This is a genomic window from Roseovarius sp. 217 (genome assembly GCF_000152845.1).
GTDB lineage: Bacteria > Pseudomonadota > Alphaproteobacteria > Rhodobacterales > Rhodobacteraceae > Roseovarius.
In genome coordinates this window covers 2,533,216-2,554,706 of sequence record NZ_CH902584.1, presented here as the reverse complement: position 1 = coordinate 2,554,706, position 21,491 = coordinate 2,533,216, and the positions used below count along the sequence as shown (strand labels likewise).

Below are 21,491 nucleotides of genomic sequence, written 5' to 3'. Positions count from 1 at the left end.
AACAATGCCTGATACGACCCTAATTGGATCTCTCAAAAAAATCACCGGGTATGACCCAAAGATATTCACCGAACTTGCTGCGTTTCTTCGAATGTTTTTGTTAGTCATGGTGGTAGTATTTGGGTTTTCAATGGTTTTTGTCTTGCTGCCTCGATTGTTTTAGCGTCTCCGTTGCTGAATGCCTGCCTAAAAAGCCCCTATGGCGATGTCGATGAGGCACGGGTTGATGCGGTGGGTTTGGTGCGCAATGAATGCGCACCCTACGGGGTGAGACAGGCCCCGGATCACGCCCGGGGCGCGCGCATTACCTCACGAACTTCTTATGCTTCACCCGCTTCGGCTCGAGCGCATCCGGGCCCAACCGCCGTTTCTTGTCCTCTTCATAGGCCGAGAAATCGCCCTCGAACCATTCCACATGCGCATCCCCCTCAAAGGCGAGGATATGCGTGCAGATGCGGTCTAGGAAAAACCGATCGTGCGAGATGACCACGGCACAACCCGCGAAATCCATCAGCGCGTCTTCCAGCGCGCGCAGGGTTTCGACGTCGAGATCGTTGGTCGGCTCGTCGAGGAGCAGCACGTTGCCGCCCTCTTTCAAAAGCCGCGCCATATGCACCCGGTTCCGCTCGCCCCCCGACAGAAGCGAGACCTTTTTCTGCTGATCGCCGCCCTTGAAATTGAAGGCCCCGCAATAGGCGCGGGAATTCATCTGGGCGTCGCCCAGCACGATCACTTCGGCCCCGCCCGAGATCGCTTCCCAGACGTTATCCTCGGGTTTGAGATCATCGCGCGACTGATCGACATAGGACAACTGCACCGTGTCGCCCAATTCGATGGTGCCGGAGTCGGGCTGTTCCTGCCCCGTGAGCATTTTGAAGAGCGTGGATTTGCCCGCCCCGTTTGGACCGATCACGCCAACGATGCCGCCGGGCGGCAGGGAGAAGGTGAGATCTTCGATCAAGAGCTTGTCGCCCATGTGCTTTTTCAGCCCCTCGACCTCAATCACCTTGTTGCCCAGACGCTGACCGTTGGGGATGACGATCTGCGCGCGGCTGATACGCTCGCGCTCGGATTGACCGGCGAGGTCGTTATAGGCGTTGATCCGGGCCTTTTGCTTGGCCTGACGGGCCTTGGCACCTTGGCGCATCCATTCCAATTCGCGTTCCAGCGTCTTTTGCTTGGATTTGTCCTCGCGCGCCTCTTGCATCAGGCGCTTGGCCTTTTGTTCGAGCCATGCGGAATAATTGCCCTCATAGGGGAGACCCCGGCCCCGGTCCAATTCCAGAATCCAGCTGGTGATCTCGTCGAGGAAATAGCGGTCGTGGGTAACGATCAGGATCGTGCCCTTATAGGCGACCAGATGTTGTTGCAGCCAGGCAATCGTTTCCGCGTCGAGGTGGTTGGTCGGCTCGTCGAGCAGCAGCATCTCGGGCGCTTCGAGCAGCAGTTGGCACAGGGCCACCCGGCGACGCTCGCCCCCCGAGAGGGTCGAGACGGCGGCGTCATCGGGCGGGCAGCGCAGCGCCTCCATAGAGATATCGACCTGGCTGTCGAGATCCCAGAGGTTCTGGCTGTCGATCTCGTCCTGCAACTGCGCCATCTCATCGGCGGTCTCGTCGCTATAGTTCATCGCCAGTTCGTTAAAGCGGTCGAGCTTGGCCTTTTTCGCGGCAACGCCCAGCATCACATTGCCGCGCACATCGAGGCTCTCGTCGAGATGCGGTTCCTGCGGGAGGTATCCCACTCGCGCACCCTCGGCGACCCAGGCCTCGCCGGTGAAATCCTTGTCCATCCCGGCCATGATCCGCATCAGGGTGGATTTCCCCGAGCCGTTTACGCCGACGACGCCGATTTTCACCCCCGGCAAAAAGTTGAGGTGAATGTTCTCAAAGCATTTCTTGCCGCCGGGATAGGCCTTGGAGACGCCCTGCATGTGATAGACATATTGATACGCTGCCATGATGTGCCGCTCCGTTCCGCTTGGGTGACTGGTAATTCAGCCCGCGTGATACCCGTATGGGCGTGCGGGGGCAATGGCCTGCGCGCCCCTCACCCAGCGAGATCATGGCCAAGGCCAGGTGGCACCTTTTGTTTTCGCTTTACACCGCCCGCGCCTCTGGCAATGAAAGGGCAATGACATATGCCCTGCCCCATGCCCGCCCCGGTCAGGTGATCGGCCTTTTGGGCGGATCGTTCGATCCGCCGCACGCAGGCCATCTGCATATCAGCCGCGAGGCGCTCAAACGCTTTGGACTGGACCGGCTCTGGTGGCTGGTCAGCCCTGGCAATCCGCTCAAGACCGCCGGCCCGGCCCCGCTTGACCAACGCATGACGGCCGCCCGCGCGCTGGTGGATCATCCGCGCATCGCGATCACGGATATCGAGGCGCGGACCGGCACCCGCCATACCGCCGCCACCCTGCGGGTGCTGCGCGCGCTCTGCCCCGGTGTTCGGTTTGTCTGGCTGATGGGGGCGGATAATCTGGCGCAGTTTCACCTCTGGCAGGATTGGCGCGAGATCCTGGACACGGTGCCGGTGGGCGTGCTGGCGCGTCCCGGTCAACGCATATCGGCACGGCTCTCTCCGGCGGCGCGCATCTATGCCCGCGCCCGCATCCCGGCCCGCGACAGTCAGGCCCTCGGCCATGCCAATGCCCCGGCCTGGTGCTTTCTCAACGTGCCAATGATGGATATCTCATCCACCCGGTTGCGGGCAGGCGGCGCATGGGTCGGCCCGTTGCAAACCTAACCCTCTGCGTCACAAATCCCGATTGCACCCGCACGCCACCTGCGATTTACTCTGCGCCATGACTCAGAGGCTTTCCCGTCGTTTCTTTCTTGGCACCGCGCTTGCGGCGCTCTCCACCGGCAGTGCCCTGGCGGGCGCGCCAGCGGTCTCGTTGCGCCCCGTGGCCCGTCCCGGCAACGGCCCGCGCACGACGGCGCAAACCGCCGCCAAAGGGGCGACGCGCAGCGCCCCCTCTGCCGAAGCGCTGATCTCTGAGGCCAACCTCTCGGGACGCGTCGGCTATGCCGTGGCCGATGCCCGCACCGGCCAAGTGCTCGAGGCGAGCGAGGGCACGACTGGCCTGCCCCCGGCCAGCGTAACCAAGGCGGTCACGGCGCTCTACGCGCTCGACGCGCTCGGTCCCGATCACCGCTTTGCCACGCGGATCATCGCCACCGGACCAATCTCGGGCGGGGTGCTGAACGGCGATCTGATTCTCGCCGGGGGCGGCGATCCGACCTTGGACACCGATGCCTTGGCCAGCCTCGCATCCAGCCTCGCCAAAACCGGCCTGCGCGAGATCCGCGGTCAGTTCCGGGTCTGGGGTGGGGCAGTGCCTTTTCTGCGCGCCATCGACGACAGCCAACCCGAGCACGCGGGCTACAACCCCGCTCTCTCGGGGCTCAATCTCAATTACAACCGCGTGCATTTCGAATGGAAACGCGCGGGCGGCAAATATACCATCACCATGGATGCCCGCTCGAACCGCTACCGCCCGGATGTGACCATGGCCCGCATGCGCATCGCAGAGCGCAACACGCCGGTCTACACCTACAAGGACGCGGGGGCATATGACGATTGGACCGTGGCGCTCGGGGCCCTTGGCACCGGGGGCGCGCGCTGGCTGCCGGTGCGCAAGCCCGAGCTTTACGCAGGCGAGGTCTTTGCCACCTTCGCCCGCTCGCATGGGATCAAGACCGGGGCGCCAAAGCCCATCGCCAGCCTGCCCGGCGGAACCGCACTTGTTACGCATGCCAGCGCGCCCTTGTCCACCATCCTGCGCGACATGCTGAAATTCTCCACCAATCTCACCGCAGAAATGGTCGGGCTTGCCGCCTCTGCCAAACGGCGCGGCGCGGTGGTGGGTCTCGGGCAATCGGCCCGCGACATGAACGCTTGGGCCGCCAGCGCGCTCGGCATGTCCGGTGCGGCGCTCAAGGATCACTCAGGCCTCAGCGACCAGTCCCGCCTCTCGGCGGCGGCGCTCGCGCAGGCTTTGGCACGCGCGCATCGCGCGGGGTTGCTACGGCCGTTGCTGCGTCAGGTCGATCTGCGCGACGCCCAAGGCCGCCCCAACAGCAAGCACCCGCTCAAAGTGGCGGCCAAGACCGGCACGCTGCATTTCGTGAGCGCGCTCGCAGGCTATGTCACGACGCCCGACGGCGCGGACCTGGCCTTTGCCATCTTGACCGCCAGCGACAGTCTGCGCGCTCGGATCGACCCCTCACAGGATGACAGCCCCCCCGGCGCACGCGGCTGGAACGCGCGGTCCAAACGGCTGCAACAGGCGCTCATCGAACGGTGGGGCGCAGTCTATGGTGGTTGATCCACCGCCTTTTCAGTGTTCCAAGAATACTCAAATTTCGACAGGCGCGACAGGGCTCAGAGCTTCGAGGAAATGACACCCGTATTGAACCCGCCCATCCGCAGCTCGCCAAAGAGCCGCTGATATTCGATCTTGGGGCAGCGATTCATCACCACATCGACGCCGCGCGCCCGCGCCATGGCCGCCGCTTCGGCATTCTCGACGCCAATCTGCATCCAGACCGTGCGCAACCCCGGCAGGACCTCGAGCGCCTCTTCGACAATCGGTCCCACATGTTCAGAGCGGCGGAAAATGTCGATCATATCGACCGTGCCCGCGATATCGCGCAATCCTGCGACGACTGTCTGCCCGAACAGCACTTCGCCGGCATGACCCGGATTGACCGGCACCACCTCGTATTTCTTGAGGCTGAGATACCGCGCCACATAGTAACTTGGGCGCACCGGGTTCATCGACACGCCGATCACGGCCACCCGCCGGGTGCGGGTCAGGATCTCGCGCAGGTGGGAATCGCTGTACTGCTCGCTCATGGCGGCACTCAAACACGGATCGCGCGCAGAAAAAAGCGCCCAAGTAAAAACTTGGGCGCCAGTCGCGGAACGAGGGACAGTGATAGGAAACACCGATGTTCCGTATCGGTGCCTCTGGGACTGATATGGGTCCGATTCTCAGAATAAAAAGAGTTTGTAATATACCTGTGACTGCGGTGTGATTTCAGGCCAGACTCCGCGTATCAGTCCAGGATATCCTCGATGCCGTCCCAAATCTCTTCCAGCATGCGCCGTCCGAACCCCTTGCGCGGCTTGACTTTGCGGGGAGGGGTCGGGCTGTGTCTCGTCGGGCTGTGTCTCTCTGGCCCATAGTCCTGTCGGGGCAAGGTCATGGGGCGCGCCTTGGGGCGCACGGCTTCGCTGTCGCCCCGGGGCATCGCCTTCATTTCATGCAGCGGCGCCCCACAATTGGCACAGGTCAATTCGTGCCGCCCCCGGTCCAGCACCAGCACGGTGCGCGCCCCACAATATGAACATGTTGCGATCTTGTGTCCCATGCGCCCCATATCGGTCAGATGGGCAGGCTTGCCAAGCCCCGGGGGCAAAATGCCTCGGGCGAAAACGCCAGTGCGCGCCTTAATAATTCTGCGCCTTGCGGATTTTCGTCATCCGCCCCTCTTCGGCAATCGCCCCGCCCAGCGTGGTGACGCCCTTGGCCTGCAAGAGCCCCAGCATGCGCACAAAAACCTCCGCCGTGGCGACCGTATCGCCCATAGCGGTATGCCGCGCCTCAGGCGGGATGGTGATCCCGAACCGGTCGCACAGCGCATCGAGCGTGTGCTGCCCGCTGTGATCAAAGAGCCCCGCCGACATCAACACGGTGCACAGCACCGGATTGTCGAACCGCCGCCCGATCACCTTTTCCTTGAGCCGCAGAAACGCCAGATCAAACGGCGCGTTATGCGCGACCAGCACCGCCCCCTGACAGAAATCGTGAAACCGCCGCCCGGCCTCGACAATACCGGGGGCACCCTGAACCATCTCGTCGCTGATATGATGCACTCGGGTCGAGGCCGGCGGAATCGCGCGGCCCGGATTGACCAGCATGTCGAAACACTCGCCGCGCAGAATACGCCCGTTGACGATGCGCAGCCCCGCAATCTGCACGATCTCATCACCGCCACGCGGCGAGAGGCCGGTGGTCTCGGTGTCGAATACGACGAAACTCAGATCCGACAGGGGACGATTGGCCAATTCGCCGCCCGCAACCTCGGGCAGGTTGAAATCATAGAACTCGGGCCGCGCATCGCCGGGCGCAAGCGGCGGCGCGGCTGTGGCCAAGGGCAGCACGATGCGATGCTCCCCAACCCCCGCCTCAGCCCAGAGATCGGTTTGATGCGCGCTCAGCGCGTCGCGCGCGGAATAATCCCCATAGGCCGTGGATAACGGCTCCTTGAGCCAGCCGGTCAATTGCCCATCCGTCACCGCCTCGCCCTTCCACCTCAGAATCAGCCGCGTCTCGGCCCCCTCCGGCTCGGCGCTCAGGCTGAATCCGTCGCGGGTGCCCTCCTCCGCCAGATGGCCAAGCAGTCCGCCCAAGAGCGTGGTTACGGCAAAGCCATCACAACTCAGCATCGCCTCGCTGCGCGACACGTTCAGCGGCACCCGCGCCTGAACGCTCAGCCCGTCGAACACATGCGCTGCGGCAACCGGCGACATCGGCCAGCGTCGGGATTTGACACCGGCATGCTGCGCCCCCATGTCGCGCACGCAATCAAAGAGCCGCGCCACCTCTTCTTCGATCCCCTTGCGGAATGTCGCGCGGGTCTCGGGCGGCAAATCATCAGCCGATTGCAGAACATCGAGCAACGCGCCGATGGTGGCCGCCGGACGGCGCACGCCCTCCAAGAGCGTGTTGAACAGGTGATCCTGCTGCGCATGCGCGCTCAGATCCTCGGTTGCGTCGCGAAAGATCAAGACATGGCCCGAGAGTTCCTCATCCGACAGGATCGGGCTCACACGCCCCAGAAGGAACCGCTTGCCATCGGCCGAAGCCGCGAGAAAGGTCTCGGCCCCGATATGCCCGCGCACCCGCGCGTCCTGCATCCGCGACAGCGCATCCATGACCGGCTCGGGGCGCAGAACATTCGACAGCGGTCGATCAAGGCCAATATCGCCCAACAACTCCTGCGCCATGCGGTTGTAGAGCATCACACGGTTGTCGGGCGTGGCCACCACCGCCCCCTCGCCCAGATCCCGAAACAGCGCCTCAAACAGGGCCTTCTCGCGGGCAATCCGCGCGGTCTCCCGCTCGACCGCGCGGGTCCGTGCGGCGCGCGCTTCGGAGAGTGCTGCGTTGATCGCATTGGCGGCAGGGGCGAGTGTGCTCAGATGCTTGGCCTGCGCCTCATTGATCTGCAAATCCACATCGGCGCGCGCGCGCGTCGTCAGATCAGAGGCGAGGGCGAGGATCGGCTTGGCTACGTTCTCATCAAACAAGAGACCGATCCACGCCGCCAGCCCCAGCACGCCCAAGACCGCGATCATCCCGGCCATGGCATAGCCATCCATCGGGCCACCGGCACGCGCGTAACCGAACCAGAGCGCACCCAGAATGATCAGCGCGCCGCCGAGCCCCAATACCGCAAAGAAAAGCGCAAACCGCAGCCGCAGCCCAAGCCGCGCCGTGAGGCGCTCAATCATGCGCGACCTCGGCCAAAAGCGCACCGATTTGCGCGGTCAGGTCAGCGGTGGCAAAGGGTTTGGTCATAAAGGCATCCGCCCCCACCGCCAGCCCCTTGCGTCGCTCCACTTCACCACCCCCAGCGGTCATCATCAGCACCTTGATCCCTTTGAGCGCGGCATCACTGCGGATCATCTGGCAAATTTCATAGCCCGACCGCTCGGGCAACATGACATCCAGCACCACCAGATCTGGACGGTCCTCGGCCAACGCCGCCAGCGCGGCATTCCCCGAGGCCACCCGCCGCAACCGATAGCCCGCGCGCCCGATCAGATGCTCAAGCGCCAGCGCAATGTTGTCTTCATCCTCCACAAGCAGAATAGTCTTCTCGGACATGACGGGCCTCCTCTCCCGGTTACGTCTGACTTTAGGTCTGGCACAGCGCCTTGATCACGGGATCCTCTGCCCCCACGGTGATCCACTCGGCCTGCGACGGATCGGTCAGCGCCGCTTCGCTCACATCGGCGCGCGCGGCATTGGCGCAATCCACCAGCTGCGGACGTTTGATCGGCACGGCCCAGCGTCCAAAGAGATAGATGTCGGCCAAGAGAATCGACGGCGCGGTGGGATTGGTCTGCACCCCGGCCCGGTCGAGCACCATCATCCGCGTCACCTGCGGCACCACATAGGTCCAGGGCTTCCAGAATCTGGCTTCTTTTACCTCGCTCACCACCTCGACGCTCTCAGGCAACGTGCTCAACGTGCGATTGGCCCAGGTGTATTCCGACCAGACCGCATAGATCAGCATCGCGATCCCCGCCAGAATCGGCGCGGCATAGCGCGGCAAACGACCCCGGCTCAGATGCCCCAGGACAAGCGCCAGACCGGCGGCGCCGATACCCACGGCGAATGTGGCGATCAATTCAAAAAACATAAGTTATCCCAGTGCTCCTCTGGATTGTGCGATCGCGGATTGCATGGTTTTGACCACCATGAAGGCATCGCGCAGATGGTTGCGCTCCAGATCCGAAAGCTCGGCTGGAGCCATGAAATTGTCAGGTTTGCGCCCGGCGCGGATCTGGTGCGCCTGATGTCGCAGCCGGGTTTCGGCGATGAGATCATAGGCATCCAGAAGGTCGCGCGCGCCGCTCTCCGAGATGGCGCCCACCCCACGCGCGCCGGTGAGCCGCTCGCGGGTGCCTGCCACTTCGAGCGATCCCAAAAGCGCGTAAATCCGCCCCAGATCGACCACCGGCACCACCCCCGACAGTTTGAGATCAATCCGGTTCTTGTGCTCGCCCGACCGAATGAGGGCAAAGCCCCGAAAGAGACCCAAGGGCACCGTATGCTTGAGCGAATTCGAGACCATATGCGCCACGAAAATCGAGTTCTTGCGCGCCTGTGCCAGAACCTCGGCCTGAAGATCCTCAAAGAGGGCATTCTCGCCCGCGATGGCGCGCAGATCGAACATGACCGAGGCCAACATCTGCGCCTCATTGTCCGGCTGCGCGATCCAGCCCGCAAAATAGCTACGCCAGACGCGGCGCGGCTGCCGCCAGCGCGGGTTGGTCGCCATCATGTCGCCCGGACAATAAAAGAACCCACAGGTGTTCAGCCCGTCGCTGACATATTTCGCAAGCGCCGCGAAATAGGCGTCATGCTCGGGCTGGAAGCTGTCGTCGAGAATGAGACAATTGTCCTGATCGCTCACGCCGGTCTGTTCGCGCCGGCCCTGTGATCCGCAAGCGGCCCAGAGATAGGGCACCGGGGCGGGGCCAAGCTGCATCTCGGCCAGCCGGAGCAATCGCCGGGTGATGGCATCGGTGATATCGGTGATCCGCCGCGTGATCGACTGTGGCCGCACCCCGGCCTGCACCAGTTGCACCAAGAGCATCGGCACCCGTTCCATCACATGCGCCATATCCTCGGGCGCATCGGCGCTGGCAATATCGGCGACCATATGGCTCGCCGTGGCGGCCTGTTGGCGGAACAAATCGGTCTTGCCGATCATCCCCAGCACGCGTCCGCCCTGCGCCACCGGCAGGTGATTGATCTTGAGATCCGACAGGAGCATCAGCGCATCAAGGCCCAGCCGTCCCGGCTCGATCGTCACCGGATCCGGTGTCATCACCTGCGCCACGCGGATGTCACCGCCCAGCCCTTCGGCCAATACCTTGTTGGAGAGATCGCGCACCGTGATGATGCCCGCCAGACGCGCCCCCTCCATCACGACCACCGAGGAAATCACATGATCCCGCATCAACCGGGCCACTTCCTTGATGGTGGCATCCGGACTACAGGTGATGGGTGTGGCCGTCATCAGGTCTGACACCTGAAGCGCCGTCAGGCCCGTGGCATAGGGCCCGTCATCCCCCGAGGTCGAAGGTCGCGCGCGCGCGAACCATCGGGCAATCTCGTCCGAGCGCTCGATCAGATCGAGAAACACCTCGGTCGGAATGACAATCAGCTCCGAGACCTCGGAGGCGCGCGCCGTCAGCATCGCAGTGCCATCGCGCAAGAGGCCGCGCTCGCCCATTATATCGCCCGGCCCACGGTGTGACACCAGATCCGCATGACCTGTCTCGATGTCCAGCCCACCGGATTCCACCACATAAAGCCCCGCCAGAGGCGCGCCCTTTTCAAACAGCAGCCCCCCCGCCTCGAGCCCGACCCGCGCCAGCTTGGGCGCGAGTTCGGCGCGCAGGACATGCGGCAGCCCATCAAAGGGCGCGTGGCGTGTCAGGCTGTCAATGGGGTCGGGTTTGACGTCGCTCATCGGGCGCGGCTCTCCTCAGGGACTGACGGGAAAATGACCTAAAAGCGCCCGGTGCCCGGAAATATCGGCAGGCGTCAGAGGAAACAGGGGCGGCACGCGCCGCCCCTGTCCAAGTTTGTCTTAGTGGTTCACAGCCGTGCCGGCACCGCGCGGAACACGCACGCTTTCGACCAGATCCTGGATCTCCTGCGGCGGCTCTGCCGTCATGCTGGCGACGAGGAAGGCGACGCCAAAGTTCAAGAGCGCACCAATCGGGCCAAAGTGGGTTGGCGGAATACCGAACAGGTATTGATCTGCGGTCAACATGTTCGTTTCCGGGATAAAGAACCAGCCCAGGTAGAGGAACAGGTAGAGCGTGGTCGAGAGCAGACCGGCCAGCATGCCAGCAGTCGCACCCGCAGAGTTCATCCGCTTGGAGAAGATGCCCATCATCAGCGTCGGGAAGAGCGACGCCGCCGCCAGACCGAACGCCAAGGCCACAACCTGCGCGGCAAAGCCCGGAGGGTTGAGACCCAGATAGGTCGCCACACAGATCGCCACCGCCATCGAGATACGGGCAGCCAAAAGCTCGCCTTTTTCCGAGATGTTGGGATTGATCGTCGATTTGATCAGGTCGTGACTGACCGCCGAAGAAATGGCCAGCAACAGACCCGCCGCTGTGGACAGGGCCGCCGCGATACCGCCAGCAGCGATCAGCGCGATAACCCAACCCGGCAGACCGGCGATCTCGGGGTTCGCCAACACGAGGATGTCACGGTTGAAGGTCACAAGCTCGTTGCCCTGCCAGCCACGCTCAGCCGCCAGTGCAGTCATCGATTCGGCTTTGTCGTTGTAGTACTGGATCTTGCCGTCGCCGTTCTTGTCTTCCACGGCCAAGAGACCGGTGGTCGACCAGGTGCGGAACCAGTCGGGCAGATCGTCAACAGCCACAGCTTCGCCCTGCACACCCTGCGGCCACATGGTGGTCATGATGTTCAGACGGGCCATGGCCCCCACTGCCGGAGCGGTGAGATACAGCAGCGCGATAAAGACCAGCGCCCAACCTGCCGACCAACGCGCATCAGCCACGCGCGGCACGGTGAAGAAGCGGATGATCACATGCGGCAGACCGGCAGTACCGATCATCAGCGACAGGGTGAACAGCGCCATCAGCCAGGGGCTAGACCCCGAGGTATACTGGTTGAAGCCCAGATCGTTCAGCAGACCGTCCAGCGTCACCAGCAGATACTGACCCGATGCTGTGTGCTCGGCGAACAGACCCAACTGCGGCAGAACATGGCCGGTCAGTTGCAGCGAGATGAAGATCGCCGGAATGGTATAGGCGATGATCAACACGCAATACTGTGCCACCTGCGTGTAGGTGATGCCCTTCATGCCGCCCAGAACCGCGTAAACAAAAACGACGGCCGACGCGATCAGAAGGCCGGTCGTGTTGTCCACTTCGAGGAAACGCGAAAAGGCCACACCAGCACCCGCCATCTGACCGATCACATAGGTCACCGACATGGTGATCAGCGCAATAACGGCCACGACGCGCGCGGTCGGGCTGTAGAACCGGTCGCCCACGAACTCGGGCACGGTGTATTTGCCGAACTTGCGCAGATAGGGCGCAAGCAGCATGGCCATGAGAACATAACCACCCGTCCATCCCATCAGGAAGGTCGAGTTGTTGTAGCCCACAAAGGCGATAAGACCCGCCATCGAGATGAACGAGGCCGCCGACATCCAGTCCGCTGCCGTTGCCATCCCGTTGATGACCGGATGCACGCCGCGTCCCGCTGCGTAGAATTCCGCCGTAGATCCCGCCTTGGCCCAGATCGCGATACCGAAGTAGAGCACGAAGCTGAGGCCGACGACGATGATATTGAGTGTTGTTTGTTCCATTGTCCCTCCCCCTACTTATTCTTCGCCAACGCCGAATTCGGCGTCGAGTTTGTTCATCCGCCAAGCGTAGAAGAAGATCAGAATCAGAAAGACGATGATCGACCCTTGCTGCGCGAACCAGAACCCAAGATCGGTGCCGCCAATGGCGATACCCGACAGCATGGGGCGCAGCAGAATGCCAAAGCCGAATGAGGCCATGAACCAGACCACAAGGCTCCATTTGATGAGGCGCAAATTCGCCTTCCAGTAGGCGTTTGCTCTTTCTTTATCGGACAAAGCGTGCCCTCCCTTTATAAACGGCTTCCTCCAGACCGCGCCGGGACCATCCCGGCACGGGCACTCCTTTACGCGACCGCCTTTGCGACGATGGCGTTCAGCTCTCTTGCGACGGCCTCGATCTCGGCCATCGCATCGACGCGGGCCAGAACACCGCGCGATTCGTAATAGGAAATCAGTGGTGCTGTCTGCGCATGATAGGCGCGCAAACGCTGTTCCACCGTTTCCGCATTGTCGTCGGCGCGCCGCTTCATTTCGGTGCCGCCGCATTTGTCACAGGTGCCCTCAACGCTCGGCACCTTGAAGCTGTCGTGATAGCCCTCACCACAGCCGCCGCAGGTGTAGCGGCCCGAAATCCGCGTCACCATTGCCGCATCATCCACCTCGAGGCTGATCGCCGCGCGGATGCCTTGCCCGATCTCGGCCAGCAACCCATCCAACGCCTCGGCCTGCACCGTGGTGCGCGGAAACCCGTCGAGGATCACACCCCCGGCGCAATCCGGCTCTGACAGACGGTCGCGCAGGATCGCGATGACAATCGCGTCCGACACAAGATCGCCCGCCTCCATCACCGCCTTGGCTTGGCGTCCCGCCTCAGTGCCCGCCGCCACAGCCGCGCGCAACAGATCGCCGGTCGAGAGCTGCACCAGCCCGAATTGCTCTTCGAGCATCCGCGCCTGCGTGCCCTTGCCCGCGCCCGGCGGTCCAAGCAGGACCAGATTTGCTCCGGTTCGGGGCGTGTCGGTTCCGTCCATCATGCGTCCCGTCTCCCCTCAGGCTTTGGTGCGATTGGCAATCAACTCGTCCACGACCGACGGATCGGCCAGCGTCGAGGTATCGCCAAGGCTGTCAAAATCGTTCTCGGCAATCTTGCGCAAGATACGGCGCATGATCTTGCCCGAGCGGGTTTTCGGCAGGCCCGGCGCCCATTGGATCACATCCGGCTTGGCAATCGGCCCGATCTCCTGACGGACCCAGTTGCCCAGTTCCGTGCGCAGCGCATCGGTCGGCTCCACCCCATCCATCAGCGTGACATAGCAATAGATGCCCTGCCCCTTGATATCATGCGGATAGCCCACAACGGCGGCCTCGCTGACGGTGGCATGCGCCACCAGCGCCGATTCCACCTCGGCGGTGCCCATCCGGTGGCCAGAGACGTTGATCACATCATCGACGCGGCCCGTGATCCAATAATCGCCATCCGCGTCGCGGCGGCATCCGTCACCCGAGAAATAATAGCCTTTGAACATCTCGAAATAGGTCGAGACAAACCGGCTGTGATCGCCCCAGACGGTGCGCATCTGCCCCGGCCAGCTGTCCTTGAGCGCCAGAACGCCCGAGGTTTCGCCCGCCAGCTCGTTGCCCTGATCATCCAGCACGACGGGCTGCACGCCAAAGAACGGCTTGGTGGCCGAACCGGGCTTGGGCGTGTCGATCACACCCGGCAGCGGCGTGATGAGGATTCCGCCGGTTTCGGTCTGCCACCATGTATCGACGATGGGGCAGGTCCCCTTGCCGACATTCTCATTGTACCAGTTCCAGGCCTCGGGATTGATCGGCTCGCCGACCGAGCCAAGGATACGCAGGCTCGACAGATCGCTGCCCTCGACCGGCCCGGTGCCCTTGCCCATCAAGGCACGAATGGCGGTGGGGGCGGTGTAGAACTGCGTGACCTTGTGGCGCTCGCAGACCTGCCAGAATCGCCCCGCATCCGGCCATGTCGGCACGCCCTCGAACATCAATGTCGTGGCGCCATTGGCCAGCGGTCCATAGACGATATAGCTATGCCCGGTAACCCAGCCCACATCGGCGGTGCACCAGTAAATATCACCCTCGTGATAGTCGAAGATGTATTCATGCGTCATCGACGCATAGGTCAGATAGCCGCCGGTGGTATGCACCACGCCCTTGGGCATGCCGGTGGAGCCAGACGTGTAGAGGATGAACAGCGTATCCTCGGCGTTCATCTCTTCGGGCGGGCAATCGGCGCTGACTTTCTCGGCCTCTTCATGCCACCAGAAATCCAGATCACGCCGCCATGCCACCTGATCGCCGGTGCGCTGCACCACAAGACATTTCACATCCGACGTATCGTGCAACAGCGCCTGATTGACGTTGTCCTTGAGCTTGGTCTTGCGGCCGCCGCGCGGCGCGTGATCGGCGGTGATCACCACCTTGGCATCACAGCCATTGATCCGCGCACCCAGCGCATCGGGGCTGAAACCCGCAAAGACGATCGAATGAATGGCACCAATCCGCGCGCAGGCCAGCATCGCATAGGCGGCCTCGGGGATCATCGGCATGTAGATCACAACCCGGTCGCCCTTGCCCACGCCCATGGATTTCAGCACATTGGCCATCTTGCAGGTCTGCGTGTGCAATTCCGTGTAGGTGATGTGCTGCGGTTCGTCGGTGGGATCATCCGGCTCCCAGATGATCGCGGTCTGGTTGCCGCGCGTCGCCAGATGCCGGTCGATGCAGTTGGCAGCCACATTCAGCGTGCCATCTTCAAACCATTTGATCGAGACATTGTCATAGTCGAACGAGGTGTTCTTGACCTTGGTGTAAGGCTTGATCCAATCCAGCCGCTTGCCGTGCTCCCCCCAGAATGCCTCCGGGTCCGTGATTGAGGCGGCATACATCCGCTCATAGGTCTCGGAATCGATGTGAAATCCGGGTCCTGTTGCTGCTGCACCAGTCTTTGTCTCGGTCATGACTTGAAATCCTCCATCCCAACGGCCACCTGACATCCAGATCAGGTCACGCCGCATTCTTTGGCATACCCTAACGGAAAATGCGCAGAAATTAACAGAATCCTGACAAACACCCATAAGATCAGTGAATTTCTTGCATTCACTGGCCATATTTTTTGTAAAAAAATTTTCACTGATGTTTTGCTGGCGTTTGCCAAGGTCTCAAACGACGCAATCGCCTAAAATTGCGACACCGCCTCGTAGGAACCTTGTCCCAGCGTGCCCGCTGCGGCACTATGACCCGACCAAATGGCCGGTGACGTGACGTCACGAATCACCTCAGCGATTCGCCCCGGTCTGCCCCGCGACGGGATAGCCGACCCCCCAGACCACCGGCGCCTCGCGCGCCAGCGCTCGCCCCTCGATCCGGTCCAGACGCGCCAGTGCCGCGGCCTCGCATCCCCCCGCCGCGCGCAACGCCCGTGACCAGACGACCCGCACCGACCGCGCCGACCATGGCAACGCCGCCTGCGCCAGCCAGCGCCGTGCCGGTCCCGGCAGATGATCATAGTCCGTCAGCCCTTCGGCGGGACGGCGGCGCGCGGCGGGGCTGCGCAGGTTACGCGCCACCCTGTCCCGCCTCCAGCACGTCGAGCACCAGCAAGAGCCGGGTCTCCCCCGGCCCGACAATCGGCGGCGAGCGGTGCACCAAAGCGCTCATCTCGTCACCGGGCCAGAGAGCGCCGCGAAAGATCCCCGCATCCCCGGTCGCCATGCGGCGTACCGACAGCGGATCACCCCGCCCACGCCCCAGCCCGTATTCGGTGCCACTCCCGCGATAGCTGCACAAAAGCCGCGCTGGCACATGATCCAGATGGAACTTGCGGCAGGCAGCGTCGCGCACGACATCCAGCCTCAGATGCAGCGCGCTGCGCCGCATGACCTGCGCAAAGAGGGCCGATAACGCGCCAATGTCACCACACAGCATATCCCTCTCCGGCCCCGCCGACAGGCCCGCCGCCGCGCAGGCCGCCTGCGCCATCTCGCGGGCGCGCGCGGCGGTGCAATAGCATCGGGTCTGCGGCAGGCTCTCCGGGGCCAGCCCGTCAATCCAGTCTGCAAATCCCGGATCACGCGGGCGCTGCCAGATCGCCGCCGCCTGTCCCGGCGCCGTCACATGATGCAGGATCGCAGGCCTGTCCCCCCGCGCCACTCCGCTGGCCAGCGTCATACCATGATCGCGCATCGCTCAGGCCGCCTCTGCCCGCCGCCACGCCGGAAAGGGATCGGGCAGATCGCGAAACGCCAGCGGATCGAATGCCGTCTCGCTCCCCACCAGCCCCGCATCGAGCGCCGCCGTGATCGCCGCCCGGTCCATGCCCGCGCCGATAAAAACCAGTTCCTGCCGCCGGTCGCCGAACGGCTCCGCCCAATGGCGTTTGACATAGTCGCGCGCCTGCGGATGACTGGGCCAGCGCGCCTCCGGCACCGAAGCCCACCATGTCCCCAGTGGCCCGACCTTGCTCAGCGCCCCCGCAAGGCTGAATTCCGCCACCCATTCGGGCCGCGTCGCCAGCCAGAAATGCCCCTTGGCCCGGATCACACCGGGCAGAGGCCCATTCAGCACCGCATGCACCTTGGCCGGATCAAACGGCCTGCGCGCGCGATAGACAAAGGAACTGACGCCGTATTCCTCGGTCTCCGGCACATGATCGGCAAACCCGTAGAGTTCCTTGGCCCAGAGCGGATGCTCATGCGCGGTCTCGAAATCAAACAGCCCGGTGTCAAAGATCCGCATCGGATCGACCTGCGCATAATCCGTCTCGATCACCTGCGCATCCGGGTTGAGCGCGGCAATCACGCTGCGCGCGGCGTCCCGCCGGGTCGGCCCGGCATCGCTCACCTTGTTGAGCACGATCACATCGGCAAACTCGATCTGATCGACCAGCAAATCCACCAGCGTCCGGTCATCGCCCTGCCCGGCAACCTCACCCCGGTCCGACAGGAAATCATGGCTCGCATAATTCTCCAGCAGGTTGACGGCATCCACCACCGTGACCATCGTATCCAGCCGCGCGACATCCGACAGACTCGCCCCGCCCTCGTCGCGAAACTCAAAGGTCGTCGCCACCGGCAAAGGCTCTGACACGCCAGTCGATTCGATCAACAGATAGTCAAACCGCCCCTCTCCGGCCAACCTGCGCACCTCCTGCAAGAGATCGTCGCGCAGGGTGCAGCAGATGCAGCCATTCGACATCTCGACCAGCGTCTCATCGGTGTGGCTCAGATCCGCGCCACCTTCGCGCACCAGATCGGCATCAATATTCACTTCGGACATATCATTGACGATGACCGCCACCCGGCGGCCCTCGCGGTTGTTCAGCACGGCATTCAACAGCGTGGTCTTGCCCGCGCCGAGAAAGCCCGAGAGCACGGTCACAGGCAGGCGGGTATCGGTGGGGTGCATTTTGGCCTCCATGGTTTAATATGTTATATCATTACATATACTGTTGACCCGCATGCAACCCGCTTTGGGGCTTGAACCCCGCGAAAAAGAGAACAAATGTGGACATCGAGCCAGAGGAACCGCCCATGCGCTATGCCCATTCCGACAAAACACCCTCGGTGCTGACCCATCCCGCGCCGGATGTGAAAAGCCGTGAGAAACTTGAAGGCGGCAGGCGGTTCACCCTCGCCACCACATTCGAGCCCGCAGGCGATCAGCCCACCGCCATTGCCGAACTGTCGCAAGGCATCACGGAAGGCGAGCGCAATCAGGTGCTCTTGGGTGCAACCGGCACCGGCAAGACCTTTACCATGGCCAAGATCATCGAGGCGACGCAGCGCCCCGCCATCATCCTTGCCCCCAATAAAACGCTGGCAGCGCAGCTTTACGGGGAATTCAAAGGATTTTTCCCCGAAAACGCGGTCGAATACTTCGTCAGCTACTATGACTACTATCAGCCCGAGGCCTATGTCGCCCGCTCCGACACCTATATCGAGAAGGAATCCCAGATCAACGAACAGATCGACCGGATGCGCCACTCGGCCACCCGCGCGCTTCTGGAACGGGACGACGTGATCATCGTGGCCTCTGTCTCGTGCATCTACGGGATCGGCTCGGTCGAGACCTATGGCGCGATGACCCAGGATCTCAAACTCGGCGAGAGCTATGACCAGCGCGCCATCATGGCCGATCTGGTGGCCCAGCAATACAAGCGCAACGATCACGCCTTCCAGAGGGGCAGCTTCCGGGTGCGCGGCGACAGCGTCGAAATCTTTCCCGCCCACCTCGAGGACCGCGCCTGGCGGCTGTCGTTCTTTGGCGAAGAGTTGGAGGCGATCACCGAATTCGACCCCCTCACCGGCGAGAAAACCGACACATTCGAGAAAATCCGCATCTACGCCAATTCGCATTACGTGACGCCAAAGCCCACGATGCAGCAGGCGATTATCGGCATCAAACGCGAATTGCGCCAACGGCTTGACCAGTTGGTGAACGACGGCAAGCTGCTGGAAGCGCAGCGGCTGGAACAACGGACCAACTTTGATCTCGAAATGCTCGAGGCCACCGGCGTCTGCAACGGCATCGAGAATTACTCCCGCTACCTCACCGGTCGCGCCCCCGGAGAGCCGCCCCCCACCCTCTTCGAATTCATCCCCGACCACGCCATCGTCTTTGCCGATGAATCCCACGTCTCGGTGCCCCAGATCGGCGGCATGTACAAAGGCGACTACCGGCGCAAGTTCACCCTCGCCGAACACGGCTTTCGCCTGCCCTCCTGCATGGACAACCGCCCTCTGAAGTTTGAGGAATGGGACGCCATGCGCCCGCAATCGGTCTTTGTCTCCGCCACTCCCGCCAAATGGGAGATCGAGCAGACCGGCGGCGTCTTTACCGAACAGGTGATCCGCCCCACCGGCCTCTTGGATCCGCAGGTCGAAATCCGACCCGTCGACATGCAGGTCGATGACCTGCTGGATGAGGTGCGCCGCGTTGCCGCCGATGGCTACCGCAGTCTCGTCACCACCCTGACCAAACGGATGGCCGAGGATCTGACCGAATACATGCACGAACAGGGCATCCGCGTGCGCTACATGCACAGCGACATCGACACGATCGAGCGCATCGAAATCCTGCGTGACCTGCGCCTTGGCGCCTTTGACGTGCTCATCGGCATCAACCTCTTGCGCGAGGGGTTGGACATTCCCGAATGTGGGCTGGTGGCCATTCTCGACGCCGACAAGGAAGGCTTCCTGCGCTCGGAAACCTCACTGATCCAGACCATCGGCCGCGCCGCCCGCAACGCCGAAGGCCGCGTGATCATGTATGCCGACCGCATCACCGGCTCGATGGAGCGGGCCTTGGGGGAAACCAACCGCCGCCGCGACAAGCAGATCGCCTATAATCAGGCACACGGCATCACCCCCGCGACGATCAAGAAGAATGTCGATGATATCCTGCAAGGGCTCTACAAGGGTGACGTCGACATGGCCCGCGTGACAGCCAAGGTGGACAAACCCCTCGCCGGGGCCAATCTCCAAGCGGTTCTGGACGGGTTGCGCCGCGACATGCGCAAGGCCGCCGAGAATCTGGAGTTCGAAGAGGCCGCCCGCTTGCGTGACGAAGTCAAACGGCTTGAGGCGGTTGACCTGCTCATCTCCGACGACCCCTTGGCGCGGCAATCCGCAGTCGAAGCCGCGAGCGCCGAGGCAGTCAAAGGGCGCGGGCGCTCGACGGCGGGCAGGCCGGGACAAAGAGGCGGGAATGTGAAGCGGAAGGGACGGTAGGGTGCGCATTCATAGCGCACCAACCGACCTCACCCCCCGCCAAATCGGTGCGCCATAAATGCGCACCCTACGCCCCTGAACCACCCGCTCTCACCACCGTAGGGTGCGCATTCATGGCGCACCACCCAACCTCGCCCCCAACAAACCGCTGATCTGCTCGCATCTGCTCTTGCCTTCCAGCAGGGGGATGCTCGTATCGCACCCTCAGACACAACAACCGAGGATACGCCCATGCGTCTTGCCGCCCTGACCGCCGCTCTTATGGCCCTTTCCCTCTCGCCCGCCCTCGCCGACAGCCACGAGCACAGCGGCCATACGATGCAGATGACCCACGACCTGCCCGCCTCGACGCAGGCCTATATGGAGGCGAACGCCGCCATGCATGGCGCGATGGATCTGGACTATACCGGCGACGCCGATGTCGATTTTCTGCGCGGCATGATCCCGCACCATGAGGGTGCCGTCGCCATGGCACGCATCGCCCTTGAACACGGCCAAGACCCAGAGGTCCGCAAACTGGCCGAAGCGGTGATTGCCGCGCAAGAGGCCGAAATCATCTGGATGCGCGAGCGCCTCGCCCGAATGGGATACTGATCCCAGCCTATGAGAAAGAGGGCCAACCGGCCCTCTTTCCCGTAACCACGCTCTTGTGTCCCGAAACCGGGTGCGGTTTGTACGCCCTGTACACAGCTCAGAGCTGCTCCATCACCGCGTCCGAGGCCTCGAAATTGGTGGTGACGCGCTGCACGTCGTCATCATCCTCAAGCGCCTCGATCAGCTTCATCAGCTTTTGCATGCTCTCAAGGTCCATTTCGGTCGTGGTGGTCGGTTTCCACACCAGCTTCGTCGAGTTGCTCTCGCCCAAGGCCTCCTCCAGCGCCGAGGCGGCCTCACTCAGATCCGTGTCAGCACACCAGATAGTGTGGCCATCCTCGCCCGACTCCACATCTTCTGCCCCTGCCTCAAGTGCGGCCATCATCACCGTATCCGCATCACCGACACTGGCGGGATAGGTAACCTCGCCCTTGCGCTCGAACATGAACGCAACGCTACCGGTCTCACCCAGATTGCCGCCGTTCTTGGTAAAGGTCGAGCGCACGTTGGACGCGGTGCGATTGCGGTTGTCGGTCATCGCCTCGACAATGATCGCCACCCCATTGGGGCCGTACCCTTCATAGCGGATTTCTTCATAATCCTCTGCATCGCCGCCCATCGCCTTTTTGATGGCGCGCTCGATATTGTCCTTGGGCATGGATTGCGCCTTGGCTTCCTTGATTGCCAGACGCAGACGCGGGTTCTTGTCCGGGTCCGGATCACCCATCTTGGCCGCGACCGTTATCTCTTTGGAAAACTTGGAAAATAGTTTCGCCCGCACGGCATCCTGCCGTCCCTTGCGGTGTTGAATATTCGCCCATTTGGAATGGCCGGCCATGATGCCTTCTCCTGCATATCCGGGAATTTGACGCCTTTTATACGCTTGGCGCGCACAGGGCAACGCCCTGCCCCATCTCATCGCAGTTTGATTTATGTCAAGTTAAGTTGACACTTAGAAGTGTACATTAAT

19 protein-coding genes are annotated in these 21,491 nt (G+C 62.6%); 4 read left to right on the top strand and 15 right to left on the bottom strand.

The features are described 5' to 3' along the window. Positions 1-304 precede the first annotated feature (304 nt). Positions 305-1,960, bottom strand: a complete 1,656-nt coding sequence (ettA, locus tag ROS217_RS12140) for an energy-dependent translational throttle protein EttA (protein WP_009818049.1) — start codon at positions 1,958-1,960, stop codon at positions 305-307. A 173-nt stretch (positions 1,961-2,133) separates the two neighbouring features. On the opposite strand from ettA, the gene ROS217_RS12135 reads away from it, so the two are divergent. Further along, positions 2,134-2,748, top strand: a complete 615-nt coding sequence (locus ROS217_RS12135) for a nicotinate-nucleotide adenylyltransferase (protein ID WP_040651415.1) — start codon at positions 2,134-2,136, stop codon at positions 2,746-2,748. A gap of 58 nt (positions 2,749-2,806) precedes the next feature. Then, positions 2,807-4,333 carry a D-alanyl-D-alanine carboxypeptidase/D-alanyl-D-alanine endopeptidase gene (gene dacB / locus ROS217_RS12130; RefSeq protein ID WP_009818047.1) on the top strand — a complete coding sequence of 509 codons (1,527 nt, stop codon included), beginning with the start codon at positions 2,807-2,809 and terminating at the stop codon, positions 4,331-4,333. A 56-nt stretch (positions 4,334-4,389) separates the two neighbouring features. On the opposite strand, the gene ROS217_RS12125 is transcribed toward dacB, so the two are convergent. The 13 genes from ROS217_RS12125 to ROS217_RS12065 form a co-directional block, all read right to left on the bottom strand. Next, a complete protein-coding gene (locus ROS217_RS12125; RefSeq protein WP_009818046.1) occupies positions 4,390-4,863 on the bottom strand; it encodes a CoA-binding protein in 474 nt (157 codons plus the stop codon). A 203-nt stretch (positions 4,864-5,066) separates the two neighbouring features. Beyond that, the gene (locus ROS217_RS12120; RefSeq protein WP_040651414.1) at positions 5,067-5,381 is read right to left on the bottom strand and encodes a hypothetical protein; all 315 of its coding nucleotides are present in this window, start codon (positions 5,379-5,381) and stop codon (positions 5,067-5,069) included. A 79-nt stretch (positions 5,382-5,460) separates the two neighbouring features. After that, positions 5,461-7,527 (bottom strand): 3'-5' exonuclease, encoded by a 2,067-nt coding sequence (locus ROS217_RS12115; RefSeq protein ID WP_009818044.1) that lies wholly within the window; start codon positions 7,525-7,527, stop codon positions 5,461-5,463. Further along, positions 7,520-7,903, bottom strand: coding sequence for a response regulator transcription factor (locus tag ROS217_RS12110; protein WP_009818043.1), 384 nt, complete (start codon positions 7,901-7,903; stop codon positions 7,520-7,522). Before ROS217_RS12110 ends, ROS217_RS12115 begins: the two co-directional genes overlap by 8 nt. Positions 7,904-7,934: 31 nt before the next feature. Next, positions 7,935-8,441, bottom strand: a complete 507-nt coding sequence (locus tag ROS217_RS12105; protein ID WP_009818042.1) for a hypothetical protein — start codon at positions 8,439-8,441, stop codon at positions 7,935-7,937. Positions 8,442-8,444: 3 nt separating this feature from the next. Then, a complete protein-coding gene (locus ROS217_RS12100) occupies positions 8,445-10,283 on the bottom strand; it encodes a DUF294 nucleotidyltransferase-like domain-containing protein (RefSeq protein WP_009818041.1) in 1,839 nt (612 codons plus the stop codon). Positions 10,284-10,403: 120 nt separating this feature from the next. Further along, positions 10,404-12,167 (bottom strand): sodium:solute symporter family protein, encoded by a 1,764-nt coding sequence (locus ROS217_RS12095; RefSeq protein WP_009818040.1) that lies wholly within the window; start codon positions 12,165-12,167, stop codon positions 10,404-10,406. Between the two features lie 15 nt (positions 12,168-12,182). Further along, positions 12,183-12,443, bottom strand: coding sequence for a DUF4212 domain-containing protein (locus ROS217_RS12090; protein WP_085978777.1), 261 nt, complete (start codon positions 12,441-12,443; stop codon positions 12,183-12,185). Positions 12,444-12,511: 68 nt separating this feature from the next. Further along, complete coding sequence (locus ROS217_RS12085; RefSeq protein WP_040651412.1) at positions 12,512-13,198, bottom strand: adenylate kinase; 687 nt, start codon at positions 13,196-13,198, stop codon at positions 12,512-12,514. 18 nt (positions 13,199-13,216) lie between these two features. After that, positions 13,217-15,157 (bottom strand): acetate--CoA ligase, encoded by a 1,941-nt coding sequence (gene acs, locus ROS217_RS12080; RefSeq protein ID WP_040651411.1) that lies wholly within the window; start codon positions 15,155-15,157, stop codon positions 13,217-13,219. Positions 15,158-15,475: 318 nt separating this feature from the next. Continuing rightward, complete coding sequence (locus ROS217_RS12075; RefSeq protein WP_009818036.1) at positions 15,476-15,766, bottom strand: DUF6525 family protein; 291 nt, start codon at positions 15,764-15,766, stop codon at positions 15,476-15,478. Next, entirely contained in the window at positions 15,756-16,382 is a 627-nt protein-coding gene (locus tag ROS217_RS12070; RefSeq protein ID WP_009818035.1) for a DUF1826 domain-containing protein, read from the bottom strand. Before ROS217_RS12070 ends, ROS217_RS12075 begins: the two co-directional genes overlap by 11 nt. A gap of 3 nt (positions 16,383-16,385) precedes the next feature. After that, positions 16,386-17,603: a GTP-binding protein gene (locus tag ROS217_RS12065; RefSeq protein WP_040651410.1), complete on the bottom strand. Its 1,218-nt coding sequence runs from the start codon at positions 17,601-17,603 to the stop codon at positions 16,386-16,388. A gap of 125 nt (positions 17,604-17,728) precedes the next feature. Between ROS217_RS12065 and uvrB the strand changes: the two genes are divergently transcribed. Further along, positions 17,729-19,927 carry an excinuclease ABC subunit UvrB gene (uvrB, locus tag ROS217_RS12060; protein WP_040651408.1) on the top strand — a complete coding sequence of 733 codons (2,199 nt, stop codon included), beginning with the start codon at positions 17,729-17,731 and terminating at the stop codon, positions 19,925-19,927. A gap of 231 nt (positions 19,928-20,158) precedes the next feature. Then, positions 20,159-20,521, top strand: a complete 363-nt coding sequence (gene copM / locus ROS217_RS12055; protein WP_009818032.1) for a CopM family metallochaperone — start codon at positions 20,159-20,161, stop codon at positions 20,519-20,521. Between the two features lie 97 nt (positions 20,522-20,618). Here copM and ROS217_RS12050 read toward each other — a convergent pair whose 3' ends face one another. Continuing rightward, on the bottom strand, positions 20,619-21,359 hold the full coding sequence (locus ROS217_RS12050; RefSeq protein WP_009818031.1) for a YebC/PmpR family DNA-binding transcriptional regulator: 741 nt from the start codon (positions 21,357-21,359) through the stop codon (positions 20,619-20,621). Positions 21,360-21,491 lie beyond the last annotated feature (132 nt).

What these genes read in the sequence shown, in the direction of transcription:
- copM (WP_009818032.1), top strand. Translation starts at nt 20,159, where the DNA reads ATGCGTCTTGCCGCCCTGACCGCCGCTCTTATGGCCCTTTCCCTCTCG.
- acs (WP_040651411.1), bottom strand. Translation starts at nt 15,157, where the DNA reads ATGACCGAGACAAAGACTGGTGCAGCAGCAACAGGACCCGGATTTCAC.
- dacB (WP_009818047.1), top strand. Translation starts at nt 2,807, where the DNA reads ATGACTCAGAGGCTTTCCCGTCGTTTCTTTCTTGGCACCGCGCTTGCG.
- ROS217_RS12120 (WP_040651414.1), bottom strand. Translation starts at nt 5,381, where the DNA reads ATGGGACACAAGATCGCAACATGTTCATATTGTGGGGCGCGCACCGTG.
- ROS217_RS12125 (WP_009818046.1), bottom strand. Translation starts at nt 4,863, where the DNA reads ATGAGCGAGCAGTACAGCGATTCCCACCTGCGCGAGATCCTGACCCGC.
- ROS217_RS12135 (WP_040651415.1), top strand. Translation starts at nt 2,134, where the DNA reads ATGACATATGCCCTGCCCCATGCCCGCCCCGGTCAGGTGATCGGCCTT.
- ROS217_RS12100 (WP_009818041.1), bottom strand. Translation starts at nt 10,283, where the DNA reads ATGAGCGACGTCAAACCCGACCCCATTGACAGCCTGACACGCCACGCG.
- ettA (WP_009818049.1), bottom strand. Translation starts at nt 1,960, where the DNA reads ATGGCAGCGTATCAATATGTCTATCACATGCAGGGCGTCTCCAAGGCC.
- ROS217_RS12070 (WP_009818035.1), bottom strand. Translation starts at nt 16,382, where the DNA reads ATGCGCGATCATGGTATGACGCTGGCCAGCGGAGTGGCGCGGGGGGAC.
- ROS217_RS12095 (WP_009818040.1), bottom strand. Translation starts at nt 12,167, where the DNA reads ATGGAACAAACAACACTCAATATCATCGTCGTCGGCCTCAGCTTCGTG.
- ROS217_RS12065 (WP_040651410.1), bottom strand. Translation starts at nt 17,603, where the DNA reads ATGCACCCCACCGATACCCGCCTGCCTGTGACCGTGCTCTCGGGCTTT.
- uvrB (WP_040651408.1), top strand. Translation starts at nt 17,729, where the DNA reads ATGCGCTATGCCCATTCCGACAAAACACCCTCGGTGCTGACCCATCCC.
- ROS217_RS12115 (WP_009818044.1), bottom strand. Translation starts at nt 7,527, where the DNA reads ATGATTGAGCGCCTCACGGCGCGGCTTGGGCTGCGGCTGCGGTTTGCG.
- ROS217_RS12085 (WP_040651412.1), bottom strand. Translation starts at nt 13,198, where the DNA reads ATGGACGGAACCGACACGCCCCGAACCGGAGCAAATCTGGTCCTGCTT.
- ROS217_RS12110 (WP_009818043.1), bottom strand. Translation starts at nt 7,903, where the DNA reads ATGTCCGAGAAGACTATTCTGCTTGTGGAGGATGAAGACAACATTGCG.
- ROS217_RS12050 (WP_009818031.1), bottom strand. Translation starts at nt 21,359, where the DNA reads ATGGCCGGCCATTCCAAATGGGCGAATATTCAACACCGCAAGGGACGG.
- ROS217_RS12105 (WP_009818042.1), bottom strand. Translation starts at nt 8,441, where the DNA reads ATGTTTTTTGAATTGATCGCCACATTCGCCGTGGGTATCGGCGCCGCC.